The 15,410-nt window shown below is 62.3% G+C and carries 11 protein-coding genes; 9 read left to right on the top strand and 2 right to left on the bottom strand.

What is annotated here, in order from left to right; genetic code table 11:
- The first annotated feature begins 853 nt into the window (after positions 1 to 853).
- The 5 genes from FHG09_RS10355 (at position 854) to FHG09_RS10375 (ending at position 8,715) form a co-directional block, all read left to right on the top strand.
- Complete coding sequence (locus FHG09_RS10355) at positions 854 to 2,278, top strand: purine-cytosine permease family protein (protein WP_193627355.1); 1,425 nt, start codon at positions 854 to 856, stop codon at positions 2,276 to 2,278.
- A gap of 13 nt (positions 2,279 to 2,291) precedes the next feature.
- Positions 2,292 to 3,614, top strand: coding sequence for a M20 family metallopeptidase (locus tag FHG09_RS10360; protein WP_152347557.1), 1,323 nt, complete (start codon positions 2,292 to 2,294; stop codon positions 3,612 to 3,614).
- Positions 3,615 to 3,649: 35 nt separating this feature from the next.
- The gene (locus tag FHG09_RS10365; protein ID WP_227492694.1) at positions 3,650 to 5,086 is read left to right on the top strand and encodes an APC family permease; all 1,437 of its coding nucleotides are present in this window, start codon (positions 3,650 to 3,652) and stop codon (positions 5,084 to 5,086) included.
- Entirely contained in the window at positions 5,086 to 6,405 is a 1,320-nt protein-coding gene (locus FHG09_RS10370) for an aspartate aminotransferase family protein (protein WP_152347559.1), read from the top strand. The genes FHG09_RS10365 and FHG09_RS10370 overlap by 1 nt, the downstream gene beginning before the upstream one ends.
- 75 nt (positions 6,406 to 6,480) lie before the next feature.
- The gene (locus tag FHG09_RS10375; RefSeq protein WP_152347560.1) at positions 6,481 to 8,715 is read left to right on the top strand and encodes an arginine/lysine/ornithine decarboxylase; all 2,235 of its coding nucleotides are present in this window, start codon (positions 6,481 to 6,483) and stop codon (positions 8,713 to 8,715) included.
- Positions 8,716 to 8,750: 35 nt separating this feature from the next.
- Here the strand turns inward: FHG09_RS10375 and FHG09_RS10380 are convergent, their stop codons facing one another.
- On the bottom strand, positions 8,751 to 9,668 hold the full coding sequence (locus tag FHG09_RS10380) for a MurR/RpiR family transcriptional regulator (protein ID WP_193627356.1): 918 nt from the start codon (positions 9,666 to 9,668) through the stop codon (positions 8,751 to 8,753).
- Positions 9,669 to 9,948: 280 nt separating this feature from the next.
- Here FHG09_RS10380 and FHG09_RS10385 point away from each other — a divergent pair, with 280 nt between their 5' ends.
- Genes FHG09_RS10385 through FHG09_RS10395 form a run of 3 tightly spaced genes read left to right on the top strand, consistent with a single transcriptional unit; the run spans position 9,949 to position 13,697 of the window.
- On the top strand, positions 9,949 to 11,304 hold the full coding sequence (locus FHG09_RS10385; RefSeq protein WP_227492695.1) for a glutamine synthetase family protein: 1,356 nt from the start codon (positions 9,949 to 9,951) through the stop codon (positions 11,302 to 11,304).
- Positions 11,305 to 11,328: 24 nt separating this feature from the next.
- A complete protein-coding gene (locus FHG09_RS10390) occupies positions 11,329 to 12,462 on the top strand; it encodes an amidohydrolase family protein (RefSeq protein ID WP_152347562.1) in 1,134 nt (377 codons plus the stop codon).
- Positions 12,463 to 12,464: 2 nt separating this feature from the next.
- On the top strand, positions 12,465 to 13,697 hold the full coding sequence (locus FHG09_RS10395) for a M20 metallopeptidase family protein (RefSeq protein ID WP_152347563.1): 1,233 nt from the start codon (positions 12,465 to 12,467) through the stop codon (positions 13,695 to 13,697).
- A gap of 89 nt (positions 13,698 to 13,786) precedes the next feature.
- Here FHG09_RS10395 and FHG09_RS10400 read toward each other — a convergent pair whose 3' ends face one another.
- Complete coding sequence (locus tag FHG09_RS10400; protein WP_152347564.1) at positions 13,787 to 14,413, bottom strand: TetR/AcrR family transcriptional regulator; 627 nt, start codon at positions 14,411 to 14,413, stop codon at positions 13,787 to 13,789.
- Positions 14,414 to 14,492: 79 nt separating this feature from the next.
- Here FHG09_RS10400 and FHG09_RS10405 point away from each other — a divergent pair, with 79 nt between their 5' ends.
- The gene (locus FHG09_RS10405) at positions 14,493 to 15,026 is read left to right on the top strand and encodes a DUF1453 domain-containing protein (protein WP_152347565.1); all 534 of its coding nucleotides are present in this window, start codon (positions 14,493 to 14,495) and stop codon (positions 15,024 to 15,026) included.
- Positions 15,027 to 15,410 lie beyond the last annotated feature (384 nt).

A 15,410-nucleotide genomic window follows, 5' to 3' on the forward strand; every position in this document is an offset into this window, starting at 1 on the left:
CTGCGCGTTGAGAACCTTCGCCAACACCATGGCCGAGACATCTCACTTCTAGGAGGCCGGGTACTTACTCCGCGCTCGCGCATCAATCGAAGAGGCCTGGACGGGAGCTCATCGTACATGGTTTCCCAGTTGGGCCATTGGCCGCGCAGATGATGGGCAAGAATACCGCGCAAGCCCAGGAACTGCCTCTGCTCTGCGGCGGCGCCATCCCGAAGCTTAGGCGTAAGTAGGTGACAGCGTCAGTGCAGTTGCTTTTCGGGGTCTCTCCTCTAGTCCGCAGGCCATGCCGCGGCACTGGCAAGAAGGTCCCTCTTTACCGCCGGAACCGAACTTATCATCCACCCGCTTGGCGATGACCATATCGAAGATGACCCGTACCTGCTGCTCGAATACGACATAAGTGTGCAAGTCCGTACCTGAAGATCCGTGCACCCTAAGCCGTCAACGACAGGGTCCTTCGATTTATAATGGCCCGCCCGTTCGGGAACAACGCCGGCCCGGCCCCTCGACCGCCGCGCCGTTCAAATGCCTTTAGAGCAACAACTAAGGTGCTGAGGCTAAATAAAGTCAGCTCCGCCCGTTCGCGCGCCCACCTCAAGTTTTCTGAAGGTACTTCATAGCAAGGCTGGTCGCCACGAGCGCTCGCGCACAGGCGCAAATCGGACGGTCTCACTGCAGTCCAATGCAGCTCACCACCACTCAGAGTCGAATCAAACGCCCGATCGGGAAGTTTGGTTACATTTTTCGGCATAATGTCCTATGCTGTAAATGCAATTACATTTTGGAGCAACGATGCCCCTTGAACTTCGCGCATCAGACGCATCCTTCCTTCGCTCGCAAGACAGGATCGGCAATGACAACTGAATGGTCCGCGGACAGACCAAATGAGCTGACGGCTGCACACCGGGTCGCCTCGACACCAGGTTTAGTTGAGATCAACGGGGTTGAGCCCGTCGCTCAAAGCCAACGCAACGTTTCCGGTTGGAACCTGTTCCAAATTCTTGTGAACACTCTTCTCAATCCAGGGCTCATGCTGATCGGCGGCTTGGCCGTCATATCCGGACTCACCCCCGTCCAGGCCGTCGCGGCGACGTTGCTCGGCATATCAGTCGCTTTTGGGGCCTATATTGTTCTCGCCACTGTCGGAGTCGACTATGGGATTCCAGGAATCGTTTCGACACGAGGCTTTCTCGGCATAGTTGCGTCTAAGTGGGTCGTGTCTGTCATTCGAGCCCTAAGCGCAGCGTTTTGGTTTGCTGTGCAGACTACTGCGGGAGCAATCGGCATCATCGCTGCTTTCGATGGGCTCACCGGCGTAAGAATGAACTTCATCGCCGTGTGTGTCGTTTTCGGCATGTTGCAACTGGCGGTGGCTGTCATGGGGTACGGCAGCCTCAGTTGGCTGTCTCAGATCGCTTTTCCGGTTAAGTTGATAGGTCTTCCAATCATCGCGATTGCCTTACTCAACGCCAGTGGCGAGGGGATGGCTCAGGTGTTCTCCTTTAACGCACAATCCCCATCGCAATGGATTGTATTCCTCGTGACGGTGAATACAGTAGCCGTCACGTGGCTAGGTCAGGCAACCGACGCCGCCGACTACTGTCGCTATACCAAGTCGCGACGGGCGATGTGGTGGTCAACAGCCGGCGCCGCCATCATCGGGGCGGGCTTGTCAGCTATGTTCGGAGCATTCGGTGCCGCGGTGAGCCAAGGCAAGAGCGGCAATACCTTCGAGGTTGCAGGAGGATCCGATGTCGGGTCAATCGTCCTCGTAATCATCCTGGTTGTCTTAGTCCTTGAAAACTGGACGATTAACGTTCTCAATCTTTACACCGGCGGACTGGCGCTGGCCAATCTGATCCCCAGGGCAGGGCGAATAGCGTCCACAATGGCAGTCGGACTCGCCGGAATTGTACTGTCTTGCTTACCTGATCTCGCCAATCGTTTCACCGACATAGTGAGTGCTTCAGGGCTCGTCTTTGCGCCTCTCACTGGCGTGATGATTGCCGACTATCTCGTAATCAAGCGCGGCTCCATCGACATCTCACAACTTTTCGAGCCGAACGGCATCTATCGATACTTACACGGCGTGAACATTCACGCGGTTTGCTGGACAGCTGTCGGAGCCATTGTCTACATCGCGCTCCCTGATCAGTTCCTCCCAGCCTTGGTGACCATGAGCATCGCAATCGTGGGGTACGCAATCAGTGCTCCAAGACCCGCCACCGCTCCCACTTCCATAGTCCATCGACCAAGCACGAACAGCGCGACGAGCTGAAGGGAAACTAACAATGCAACCAACGCCAGGCCTCGATGCAAAGCTCCATCAGTGGTTTGACGACCACGCCGACGACGTCGTCAAGCTCGCACAGGATCTCATTTCGATTCCATCCGTGAACCCGAAGTTCAATCCGGAGGAGTCACCATATGGCGAAGCGAACGTTCAAGAATACATTGCAGACTATCTCCACAGACTCGGAATGGACCCCGTTCTCTACGCGGCTTCCGATGACCGGCTCAACTTGCACACACCTCTGAATCCCGAAGCAGACCGGACGATAGCATTCAACGGCCACGTCGATGTGGTTCCTGCGGGCGACGAGCGGTCCTGGTCGTTTCCTCCATTCAGTGGAGCACTGTCCAACGGTCGCATTTACGGCCGCGGGGCAATGGACATGAAAGGTGGAATCGCGAGCGCACTGCTGGCGCTGCGGGCTTTGCACGACACAGGTTTCGAAATCGACGGAAAAGTAGGGATGCATACTGTCGTCGACGAAGAGGCAGGCGGCTTCGGAACGAGAGATCTGCTCTCGCGCATGAAATTCGCGCCAGATGGAGTCATTGTGGGCGAACCGAGCAACGAAGAGATCCAGATTGCGGCAGGCGGTCTCGATTGGGTCCGCGTCACCATTCGAGGACGAAGCGGGCACGCAGGATGGCGCTTTGCTGAGATCTACCCCCAGCCTTTCGAATCCCCTGAACGAGATGCTGGCACTAGCATAAATGCAATCGATTTGGCCTCGAACTTTCTTCAAGCGGTCAACGGCCTGGAGAGGCAATGGTCCGCTACAAAAGTTCACCCCCTTTTGCCTCCGGGAATCACCACCATTTCGCCTGGAGTCATTCGGGGAGGATCGGGACTTGACGGCCAGGGCCTACCTACCTTGTTCAACAATCCAGCTGTGATACCCGATAGCGTCGCAATCGACTTCGATCTCAAATTCATCCCGGGCGATGACGACTCTGTCAGAGCGGAATTCGAGGACTTCGTGTCCACCTGGGCGAAGCAGCACTACTGGACTGCGAACAATCCTCCACTGGTGAAATGGGAGGTGGCAGATCTTAGGTTCCCCTCAATGGATACACCTTTCGACGATTCCCTGGTGACAGCGTTGAGCCAAAGTGTCGAAGCAAGTGGAAGTGCTCCACAGGTCACCGGGTTCCCAGCAGTCGCCGACTCCGCATTCTATGCTGCAGCCGGCAGTGCGGCCGTGATCTACGGCCCGCAGGGAGGCGGAATCCACGGTCCCGACGAGTGGGTGTCTATCGACTCGCTGAAACGAGTTTCCCGAAATCTTTCCTTGGCTGCGCTCGCGTATTTGGACGGACGATGAAACCTTTCAAGTTCCTAGAAAGGAATGAGAAACAAGTGGAAGACACGAAGCCCGGCAAAGAAGTCGGCACATCACTGAAGAGGCCCCTGCATACCTGGGAAGTTACGGCAATCTCGATCGGCTTCATGGGCCCGGTCATGGCCATGGCGCTGAACGGTATCGGGGTTGCTGGCCTTGTCGGCAAGGCCGTCCCGTTCACGTTCCTCGTGTCGTTCATCGGCACCCTGTTCGTCGCCTACGGCTTCATCAGACTGCTCCGGAAGATCACCCATGCCGGCTCCGTCTACGCTCTCACCGGAATCACACTGGGACCGCGCGCAGGATTCTTCGGCGGCTTCGCCCTCCTGGGCACCTATATCTTCTTCGCCGCCTGCATCCTCGGGGCCTGCGCAGTCTTCTTCGAGGCGATGCTCTCGGAGATCGGCATCAACTTGGCTCCCGGCGTATGGATGATCGTCGCCCTCGTCGTCGGTGTCATCGCCCTCGCACTCAATCTCCGCGAATCCGCGACCGTCGCACGGACGCTGCTGGGCATCGGGTTCGTCGGCATCGCCGCCATGATCATCCTCTCGATCGTCATCATCGCCCGCGTCGGCACCGGCAACGCCCCGGTCAGCACCGGTATCGACCTCAGCGTGCTCACCCCCGGCGACAACGCTTTGTCGGGAATCATGACCGCCTCGGTGTTCGGCTTCCTCTCTTGGGCAGGATTCGAATCGGGATCGTCTATGAGCGAAGAGACCGCCGAACCCAAGCGCATCATCCCGCGCTCGCTGCTCATGGCCGTCGTCATCGGCGGCATCGTCTACGTCTTCGTCATGTTCGCTCAGACCATCGGGTTCGGCACGGATGCGGCAGGCATCGAGGCCTTCTCCACGGCCGCATCCACCCTGACCAGCCTGTCGGCAACCTATATCGGCACCTGGTTCGCCGTGCTTATTTCTGTCGTCGCCTTCTTCGTCGCCTTCGGCGCCTTCCTCAGCTCGTCGGCCGCCGCCTCCCGTCTCCTCTTCGCCCTCGCCCGCGACGGCTTCGGACCCTCCGCACTGGCCCGCCAGCACCCCGTGAGCAAGGTTCCGACCACCTCGGTGACCACCGTCATCGTCCTCACCACCCTGATGACCCTCGGCCTTGGGGTCTTCGGCGCCACTAGCGTCGACGCCTACTACTGGTATGCGACGCTGGGCACCCTGTGCATGGTCGTCGCATACGGGATGACCTCGGTCGGCGTCATCCGGCACACGTTCCGTGCGAACTCGGGAATTCCGAAATGGGAGATCATCATCCCTGCCCTCGGCCTCATCTACCTCGTGTTCGTCTACGTCATCCAGGTCACCGGCCAGGAAGCCCCCTACACCTACTTCCCTTGGGCCGTCGGCCTCTGGTGCCTCATCGGTCTCATCATCGTCATCAGCCGCCCGGCACTCGCGCAGCGCATCGGCTCCCGGCTCGCAGCAGAGGACATCGACTGATGAACATCGCCGAGATCACCCCCGAACAGCGCGCGACCGAAGAGATCGCCTACGCCCGAGACCAGTCCGCGCTGGCCCACATCGAGAACCTGCGATTCTTCCCTCTGGTCGTCTCCGGAGGATCCGGCGCGAGGCTCCACACTGCCTCCGGCCGGGAGCTCATCGACCTCTCGGCGAGCTGGACCGCCTCGGCCTTCGGACACGGGAACCCCACCATCGCCGAGGCGATCCACCATGCCTCGCTCACCGGCGCGGGCTCCTCCGCGCTGTCCTCAGCGGTCACCGGCACCACCGATCTGGCCGAACGGCTGGTGAGCTTGGTGCCGGTGAAGCACCCCGAGCGTACCTACCTCGGGCTGAGCGGCAGTGACGCGAACACGGCCTCCGTGGAAGCTTGCCGCCGTGCTACCGGGCGCCCCACGATCGTCTCCTTCTCCGGGAGCTATCACGGTGGCTTCGGCACCTCTCGCGACGTCTCCGGCATCACCGAGTCCCCCGGTCCGGGGTCACTGGTGTTCGACTACCCCCTCACCGAGGCGGCGCTGAGTGAGCTGCGCCCGCAGCTGGCCGAGGCGCTGGAGTCAGGTACGGTCGCCGCCGTCATCACGGAAGCGATCCAGTGTGACGGTGGGGTCCGGGTGCCCGCCGCTGGCTTCCTGCCGATGCTGCGCGAACTCTGCGACGCCACGGACACGCTGTTAATCCTCGACGAGGTCAAGGCGGGCCTGGGCAGAACAGGATCGCTCTTCGCCTTCGAAGCCTCATCCGTCCGGCCCGACATCGTCACCCTGGGCAAGTCCCTGGGCGGCGGTCTGCCGATCTCGGCCGCCGTTGGTCCCGAAGCCGTCCTCGACGTCGCCCCAGCCTCGGCGCTGTTGACCAACGCCGGCGCCCCAATCTGCGCCGCAGCCGCCGAGACCGTCCTCGGTCTCGCCACCGATTCCGGCCTCGCCGAGGCGGTCGCCGCACTCGGGTCCCGTGCCCGTCAACGCATCGCCGACTACCGCGGCAGCGACCGTGCGGGCGCGACGGCCGTCGCTGAGGTCCGCGGAAATGGGCTGCTCCTCGGAGTCGAGCTCCGTACCCCGGACGAGTCCCTTCTCACCGATGCGCAGCTTGCCGCGCTGACGATCTATCGGGCCTGGGAACTCGGCGTTGTCGTCTACGTTGTGCGAGACAATGTCCTTGAGATCAGCCCACCGCTGCCAATCACCACGGGTGATCTCGACCGCGGCATCGAGATCATCCTTGGTGCCCTCGACGATGCCGTGTCCGGGCGAGTGCCCGCCGAGGTGCTCGACCGGTTCGCCGGCTGGTGACGAAGCCCGCCGACAGCACCCTGATCGATGCGCCCTTCCACCCGCCGATCACCGACCCACCAGCGAAGGAACCCCATGAGCCAGAATGATTTCACGCTCGCCGTCGTCTCCGACCACAGCGCGGCGGACACCGACCATGCCGATCCCTTAGAGGCGGTCAAACGGGCGCTGACCACTTTGGGCACCGCCGTCACCGAGATCACGCCGTTCCAGTCGGCCAGGCTCCTCAATGACAAGTCGGGCCTGCTCATCGTCGTCGATCGGATCACCGGCCACGCCGCGGCCGGTCCGGAGAACTCCTCCGACGCACTGCGGGAACTGCTCGGACAGATCCGGTCCCAGAGCGCTGACGTCCCGGTTTTCCTTTACGGAGAGAGGCTCACGGCACGCAGCCTTCCCACGGAGGTCCTTGCCGAGATCGAAGGCGTCATCAACGCCTATGAGGACACTCCCGAGTTCGTCGCCAAGGTCATCCACCGGGAAGCCACACGCTATGTCGAACGTCTGGCGCCGCCCTTCTTCAGAGCCCTCATGGACTACTCGAACGACGGCGCTTACTCGTGGCACTGCCCTGGGCATTCGGGAGGCACCGCCTTCCTCAAGTCACCGGCCGGTACGGTCTTCCACCAGTTCTTCGGTGAGAACATGCTCCGCTCGGACGTGTGCAACGCCGTTGAGGAGCTCGGCCAGCTCCTCGACCACACAGGCCCCGTGGCCGAATCCGAGGCCAGGGCCGCCGAAACCTTCGGCGCCGACCACCTGTTCTTCGTGACCAACGGCACCTCCACCTCGAACAAGGTGGTCTGGAACTCTGCTGTCAGCGCCGGCGACGTCGTGATCGTCGACCGCAACTGCCATAAGTCGATCCTCCATGCGATCATCCTCATCGGGGCGATTCCGATCTACCTCTGGCCGACTCGGAACCGTGCGGGGATCATCGGCCCGATCCCCCGCAGCGAGTTCTCTCCTGAGGCAATTGCGGAGAAGATCCGGGCACATCCGGCGGTCTCGGATAAGAGCGTGACCCCGCGCATCCTCACTCTGACTCAGAGCACCTACGACGGTGTCGTCTACAACGCCGAGGAGATCAAGTCGACCCTCGACGGATTCGTCGACGTCCTCCACTTCGATGAAGCCTGGCTCCCGCATGCCCGGTTCCACGAGCTCTACCGGGGCATGCACGGCGTCGGCGAGCGGACCTCGAAGACACGGCGGTCGCTGGTCTATGCCACTCAGTCGACGCACAAACTCCTGGCCGGGCTCTCGCAGGCCTCACAGATCCTCGTCCAGAACTCCGAGGAGACGGAGCTCGACCGCGACATCTTCAACGAGGCCTACCTCATGCACACCTCGACGAGTCCGCAGTACTCGATCATCGCCAGCTGCGATGTGTCCGCAGAGATGATGCGCGGACCCGGCGGACATGCGCTCGTCGAAGAGACCATCACCGAGGCGATGGAGTTCCGCCGGGCGATCATCCGCATCGGTGACGAGCATGCCGACTCTGACTGGTGGTTCGGTGTCTGGGGGCCGGACACTCCCCCGCGGGAGGGGCTGGCAGAACGGGCCGAATGGCAGCTGAGTGCCGCAGACGACTGGCACGGATTCGGCGAGATCGGTGAGGACTTCGCCATGCTCGACCCGATCAAGGTCACCCTGACGACTCCGGGACTGAGCATCGACGGCGAGTTCGGCGACTTCGGCATCCCCGGCCTGGTGCTGTCGAAGTACCTCGCCGAACATGGTGTCGTCGTCGAAAAGTCCGGCCTCTACTCGCTCTTCATCCTCTTCACGATCGGAGTCACGAAGGGACGGTGGAATACGCTCATCGCCGAACTGCACCGATTCAAGAGTGCTGTCGACAGCAACGTCCGCATCGACGAAGTTATGCCGGAGTTCGTCGGGGACTCGCCGCAGTACGCGGGGTTGGGCCTGAAAGACCTCTGCCAACGGCTCCACGCTCTCTATCGCGAGCATGACTTCGCGAACCTCACTACGGATATCTACCTCGAGGAGCCTGCGGTCGCACTATTGCCGACCGATGCCTGGGCGGCGATGACTAGCGGGACGATCGAGCATGCGGCGATCTCGCAGCTCGAGGGACGCGTCTCCGCAGTCCTGCTCACGCCTTACCCGCCCGGCATCCCGCTTCTTGTCCCTGGGGAACGAGTGAGCCCGAAGATCGTGGAGTACCTCAAGGCCGAGGCCGAGCTCGCTCGCCTCTACCCGGGCTTCAACGGAATCACCCATGGACTGACGGCAACGGCCAGTGGTGAGAACACTGTGGCCTGCGTCATCGAGGAAGATTAACGCACCACGGCAATCAGGACCGGACCAGGTGAAGGTCACGCTCTGTTCGCGCTGCCTCCAAGCCGGAGCCTCAGCGGATCCAGCCGTCCCAAACGGTCGAATCCCGCCTGACCGAGTTCGACCACCACGAGTTCGCTCACCGCCTCGACGAGCGCAAGCATCGGCACCATCGTGTCCGAGGGACCCGCCGCGCGGACATCGGCGGTGAGTACGTGGTCCGCCAAGGCCGCAGCAGGAGACATCCAGGGATCGGTGAACACAATCGTCGTCAGGCCAAGCTCATTGGCCGTCCGCACGACATCCGTGACTCCGGGCTCGTACCGCCTGACGTCGAAGGCGACAACGACGTCACCCCGCTTGAGATCTAGGAGCTGGCCGGCAGCGACGAGAGGATTTGCCGCCAGCCGCATCGTGCCCGGCCTCGCCGGAGCCAGCTGGGCGTGGAAGATGTCTGCAATGAAACCCGAGTACGTCGCACCGAGGAAGACCACCGACCTCTTTATCTGTGCGAGCAGTCTGACAGTGCTGTCGAGGTCGTCACCGATCACCGAGTCGAAAGTCTGGTCGATCCCCGCATGATAGGCGGATCGTGCGGCGTCGAATTGCGGCTCCTGGCCACGCGGGCGCGTCTCGGCCTGCGAGAGATTCGACTCCTCGCGCTCACGGATTTCCTGCCTAAGCCTTTCTTGGAACTCCCGATAACCGTTGAATCCCAGCGTCCGTGCAAAACGGACGACGGATGGCGCGCTCACTCCCGCGGTCTCGGCAAGGCTCGAGATCGGTTCGAGTCCGGAGAACGGATAGGAGGCAAGGATCGCACGGGCGATCTTCTTCTCAGCCGGGGTGAACGTCGACATGGCAGCCCGCAGTCCCACTGCCAGACTCGGTCCGTCTTCGCCTCTCGAACCCTGCGTATCCGGCTCGTCCTCGGCGGTCGCGTCCTTGCGTGTCATCTCATCGCCTCTCTGTCTCATCCCCGACTGTACTGTGTCCGCGCGAAGTCGTCTGTCCGCTGACGAATCAACGTCTGTGCTCGGCGAACTTTCCCTCACGCAGCCGGCCAACCCGATCGCGACGCGGTGAGGAGAACCGCCTGAAATCACAATTACATAGATTGACCATATCCTTGCATTTGATATTCTTCATTACATAACTGGAATTGCGTATGATCATCCCGCCACTCCAGCCCACCAGCCACGAGCGAACACCGACGTTCGAACAAGGAGTCACACCGTGAGCACAGGACCTACTTCCGCCACCGACCTACCCTGCCATGAGTGGCTGCACGAACGCGTGCGGCCCGAACCTGGCGAACTCGTCTTCCTCACCACCTCCGACCTCTCCGCACACACACGAGGCCGTGCGGTACGCGCCGAATCGCTGAAGTCGTCGACGTCGGTGGGATGGGTGCCGGCCAATCTCGGCATCGGTCCCAGTGGTCACATCACCGATGACATCCCATTCGATTCCTCCGGTGATCTCCGGCTCCTTCCCGACTTCGACTCCGCTGTGCGCACCACCCTCATTCCCGGCCAACCACCGCTGACCATCGTGTTCTCCGATCAGGTCAACACCGACGGCACACCCTGGCATGGTGACGCTCGTTCATTCCTCCGGCGGGCGATCGCAGAGTTGGCGGAGGAATTCGGTATCCAGGTCAACGCCGCCTTCGAGCACGAATTCACCGACCTCGGCAACACTTCCCCAACTCAACCGTTCTCTCTGCAGGCCCACCGCGCCCTCGAACCCATCGGCTCGGAAGCGATGGCTGCCCTGGCCGAGATGGGCGCCCAACCGGAGAATTGGCTGCCAGAATACGCCCCCAACCAGTTCGAGCTCACCGTCTCACCAGCCCCGGCACTCACCGCGGCCGACCGGGCCGTTCTCGTCCGCGATACCGTTGCCGCGGTCTTCGCCGGCCACGACAGGGAGGTCACCTTCTCACCGGTCCCGGTCGCCGGCGACGGAGGCTCCGGCGTCCACGTCCATTTCGGTCTCAACGACCTCGACGACGAGACCCTAGTCTTCGACGCCGAACGTCCCGGACGCATCTCTGCCAAGGCCGCAAAATTCGCAGCCGGAATCGTCAAGTACGCCCCTTCACTGACCGCGATCTTCGCGCCACTCGTCGTGTCCTACCAGCGGCTGCGCCCACACAACTGGTCCACGGCGGCGTCGTTCCTCGGCCTCCAGAATCGCGAGGCGCTGCTGCGGATCGTGCCCACCAACGAGATCGGCGGAGCAGACCCTCGTCCGCAGCTGCATTTCGAGTTCCGCGGTGGCGACATCGGAGCCAACCCCTATCTCCTGCTCGGCATCCTCCTCAAGGCCGGTATGGAGGGACTTCGTCAGGACCTCGAGCCCGCGGAGGTGGTCGTCGGCGATCCCGACTCCTCCGTGAGCGCCGAAGGTCAACTTCCGACGTCCCTGCGAGAGGCTATCGAGCGCCTCGAATCCGATGACGTGGTCCGTGATTGGTTCCATCCGGAGCTTCTAGCGACATATCTGGCCGTCAAGCGCGCGGAGATCGCCGAGTTCGGTGACCTCGAGCCCTCACAACAGTGCGCCGCCTACCGGAAGTTCTACTGAGGAGTCCCCGTGCACTTTGAATGGATGAACGATCTGGAACTCGTCGACCACCACTGCCATGGCGTGCTCGAGCACGACCTCGATCGCGCGGGCTTCGAGGATCTCATCACCGAGTCCGATCGTCCTGGTCCGGCCGGCACGACGTTCTTCGACACACAACTCGGCTTCATGGTCCGACGGTACTGCGCCCCGCTCCTGGGTCTCCCGACTTTCGCCTCTCCCGAAGATTACATTGCTGAGAGGGCCCACCTCGGCGCGGTAGAGGTCAACACACGACTGCTGACCGGACACGGCTACGACACTCTCCTAGTCGAGACTGGACACCGCGGGGATGAGATCCTCGGTCCCCAACAGATGGGAGTGCGAGCCGGCACCCGGGTCTCCGAGGTGGTCCGCCTCGAACGCATCGCCGAAGAGCTCGTGGAATCAGGGGTTTCCGCCGCCGACTTCCGGGCCGCCTTCGCCGACGAACTTGATGCTCGCCTGCGCACCGCCGTTGGGGTGAAGTCGATCGCCGCCTACCGCATCGGCCTCGACTTCGCACCCGAGCGCCCAACCGCTGGCGAGGTCGACGCAGCAGTCGGTGAGTGGACCAAAGCGCATACCGACGGCCCTGTCCGCCTCGACAGCGCAACGATCATCCGTTACCTCATCTGGGAAGCTGTCGACCGGTCCGTGCCGATTCAATTCCACATTGGCTACGGCGATCCCGACGTTGATCTTCACCGCTGCAATCCGCTCCTGCTCACCGAGTTCCTGCGGCTCAGTCGCGGTTCAGGAGCGAGCGTCATGCTACTGCACTGCTACCCCTATCACCGCGAGGCCGGCTACTTAGCCCACTGCTTCGAACACGTCTATGCCGATGTCGGACTCGCCATCAACTACACCGGGGCCCAGGCCGCTCAGGTGATCGCCGAATCCCTCGAGCTCACCCCCTTCCATAAGGCGCTGTTCTCTTCCGATGCTTGGGGAGCCGCTGAGCTCTACAGCCTCGGGTCGATTCTTTTCAGAGACGGACTCGACTCGGTTCTCGCCGACTGGGCCACCCGACACGGTTGGCCCGAGGATGAGCTCCGTCGTATCTCCGGAATGATCGGAGCAGGCAACGCACGTCGGGTCTACGGCTTGGCGGCGAACGAAACAGAGCATGGACAGTGAGTATGAGCACCAGACAGGAGCAGTTCTCTACCAAGCAGTCCGCAGAACTCGGAGCCGCTTGGCTGGATGCAGTCGAGGCAGATCTCGACCATGCCCTCGACCTCCGCCGCCGCATCCACGCCTCCCCCGACCTCGGTGGTCAGGAGCAGACAACCGCCGAGGTCATCGAAGCTGAGCTCTCTCCCTACATGTGCCTGGACACGATCGCCGGAACCGGTCGCATCGGACGCATCGGGCCTACGGACGGTCCCGCTGTGGGCATCCGCGCCGAGCTCGACGCTCTGCCCGGCAAGGAAGCGACCGGCGCAGACTTCGCCTCCACGAACGGTGCAATGCACGCGTGCGGGCATGATGTGCACATGTCCGCGCTCGTCGCCGTCATTCGGGCGATCCCCCAGGTCCGCGAGCGCACCAGTTCCAAGTTGCCTGTGGCACTGTCCGCGGTTTTCCAGCCGCGCGAGGAGTCCTATCCCTCTGGCGCCCTCGACATCGTCTCCGAAAAGGGTCTTGAAGCGGTATCTATCGCCAGAATGGTGGGCGTCCACAACCACCCAGGAGTGCCGCTGGGGCAGGTGGCGATCGGCGAGGGCTACATCAACGCGGCAGCGGACGAAGTCCACATCACCATCCACGGTCGCGGAGGACACGGCGCCTACCCTCACAACGCCTCCGACCCGGTGGCGGCGGTTGCGAACGTCGCCTTGTCACTGCCCGAGATCGTACGGAGGACCATCGGGCCGATGTCGGCGGCCGTGGTCAGCGTCGGGACGATGAGCGTCGGTGATGGTGCAGCGAACGTGCTGCCCCGCTACGGAAGCATCCGCGCCACAGTTCGGACCACCTCGGCGCAGGAGAGAACCGACATCCAGACGGCGATTGGGACCATGGCACGGCGGATTGCACAGGCTTACGGCCTCGAGGCCGACGTCACGATCGTCGACGGAGAACCTGTGCTCATCAACGACTCCGACCTGGCACGACGCTTTGCCGCGCAGGCTAAGGGCCTCGGCACGACCGTGGCATCGCCGATGCGGTCACTGGGTGCCGATGACTTTTCGTTCTTCTCCGAAGCTGTCCCCTCGGCCATGAGCTTCGTCGGCACCGGTCAGCCGCTGGCTTCCCTCCACAACCCCGGGTATCTGCCGTCCGAGCGGTCCGTGCTTTACGTAGCACGGGCGATGATCGCAGGCTATCTCGCCGGGGCCGAGTCGATACTCAGCTCGGCTTGCGAGTAGGGAAGGGACTTCGGCGCGCAGTGGGAGACCTGCCCGCGGCACTCGCGGTCGCAGCCGACAGGGCTAACCGCATCGTCGGATACAGCGCCCTAATTTCGCAGACCTTCGAGGTGCACAGCCAGCAGCTCGCGCGCACGCTCAGGACTCAGCACCGCGGGGTGGAGAGCCGAGCGCAGGGTCAACCCGTCGATGAGAGCCGCGAGCGTCTCAGCCTCAACTTGAGCGTCGAGGCCGGCGCGCAGGACTCTGCGGGCAGTCATGCTCTCAACGACACGGGCCATGAGATCACGGGTGCCGCGTACCGCAGTTTCGAAGACGTCAGCGAGCTCCGGGGTCGTTCGCGCCTCCTCCTCGAAGGCCAGCCACACCACTGATTCCCGGTGCCGGGTCTCATCCAGCGGCAGCAGCTCGGAGAGGAAGTCGACCGTCAGGTCCTTGGCTTCACCGTGGTCGAGATTCCCGGCATCGAGCTTGGGGAGCATGTCGGCCAGTCGCGACTCGAGCCGACCGCCGACTCGCTCGACAAGGGTCTCGAGCGCGAAGCGCACGATGCCGTCGGCGGCGGAGAAGTAGTGGCGGATCGAGCCGATCGCCAGGCCGGTTTCGTCGGCGATCGTACGCAGCGAGACTTTGGCCAACCCCTGCCTGAGGACGATGGCGAAGAGAGCATCGGCAATGAGTTCGCGGCGCTGAGCCGGGTCGACGAATTTCGGCATAGGTCTTTTATAGCACACCCCTGCTACACCGTGCTATCGTTTTAGCACGCACCTGCCACAACGTCGAAGGAGACCCGCCATGTCACCCCTCCTCATTGCCCTCGGGGTTTTAGCCGTCATCGTCGTCGTCATCGTTCGACGCTTCCGCGGAGAGCCTGTCGACGCCAAGGATCTCGCAGTTCCACCGGTGATCCTGCTGGGGCTGGCCATCAAGGAACTGTGGGGGTTCAGCCATTGGACACCGGCGAACATCACCTTCCTGACCGCCTCGGTGGTAGTCGGTGTCAGCTTCGGAATGCTGCGCGGAGCTTCCACGGTCCTCTTCGAACGAGACGGGACCCTCCATCAGAAATACACGGTGAAGACGATGATCATCTGGGCATGCAGCCTGCTCGCAGGCCTGGGCCTGCATTTCGGAACTCAGCTCATCGGCGCCGAAGAAGCCGTGCGCCCCATGACGCTGAGCATCGGATTGAGCCTGCTCGGCGAAGCGATCACCTGCGGCGGGAGGGGCCTGCAGTCAGGCATCCCCTTCAGCAATCGTGACGCGATGCGGAACGGCTCCGACACATCAGCACTGAGCAGCCTCGTCGACCGCGCGCGACAGAAGTGATCGGCAACGTGGGGGCTAGCGGCACGGTTGACGACGAGTAGCGCTGTTTCAAACGTGGGCTGCTCAACTTCAATAGTGCCGTTGCGGCTGCCCGATCCAGCGAATCGGTACATTCTGCTCTGAATTTCACAGCGAGGAAAGTGGTCATTTCAGAGGAACCTATACAGAACCAGAACGTGCGCTCCGACGAAAGGCTCGCGCCCACCAACGCGCACCCCAATTTGGCCGACGGCGCGCTTGAGCCGCGCCATCACCCCAAGCCATCCGGTGCCCCAGATCACCGGATTTGCCGGTCCAGGCGGGCATGGATAACCTGAAAGTGGAAGGAACCAGTCGGGACGACCCGACTGTGTGAGACTCACGATGAGGACGGCCTCAGAGACA

The organism is Brevibacterium sp. CFH 10365 (assembly GCF_009299785.1).
Taxonomy (GTDB): Bacteria; Actinomycetota; Actinomycetes; order Actinomycetales; family Brevibacteriaceae; genus Brevibacterium; species Brevibacterium limosum.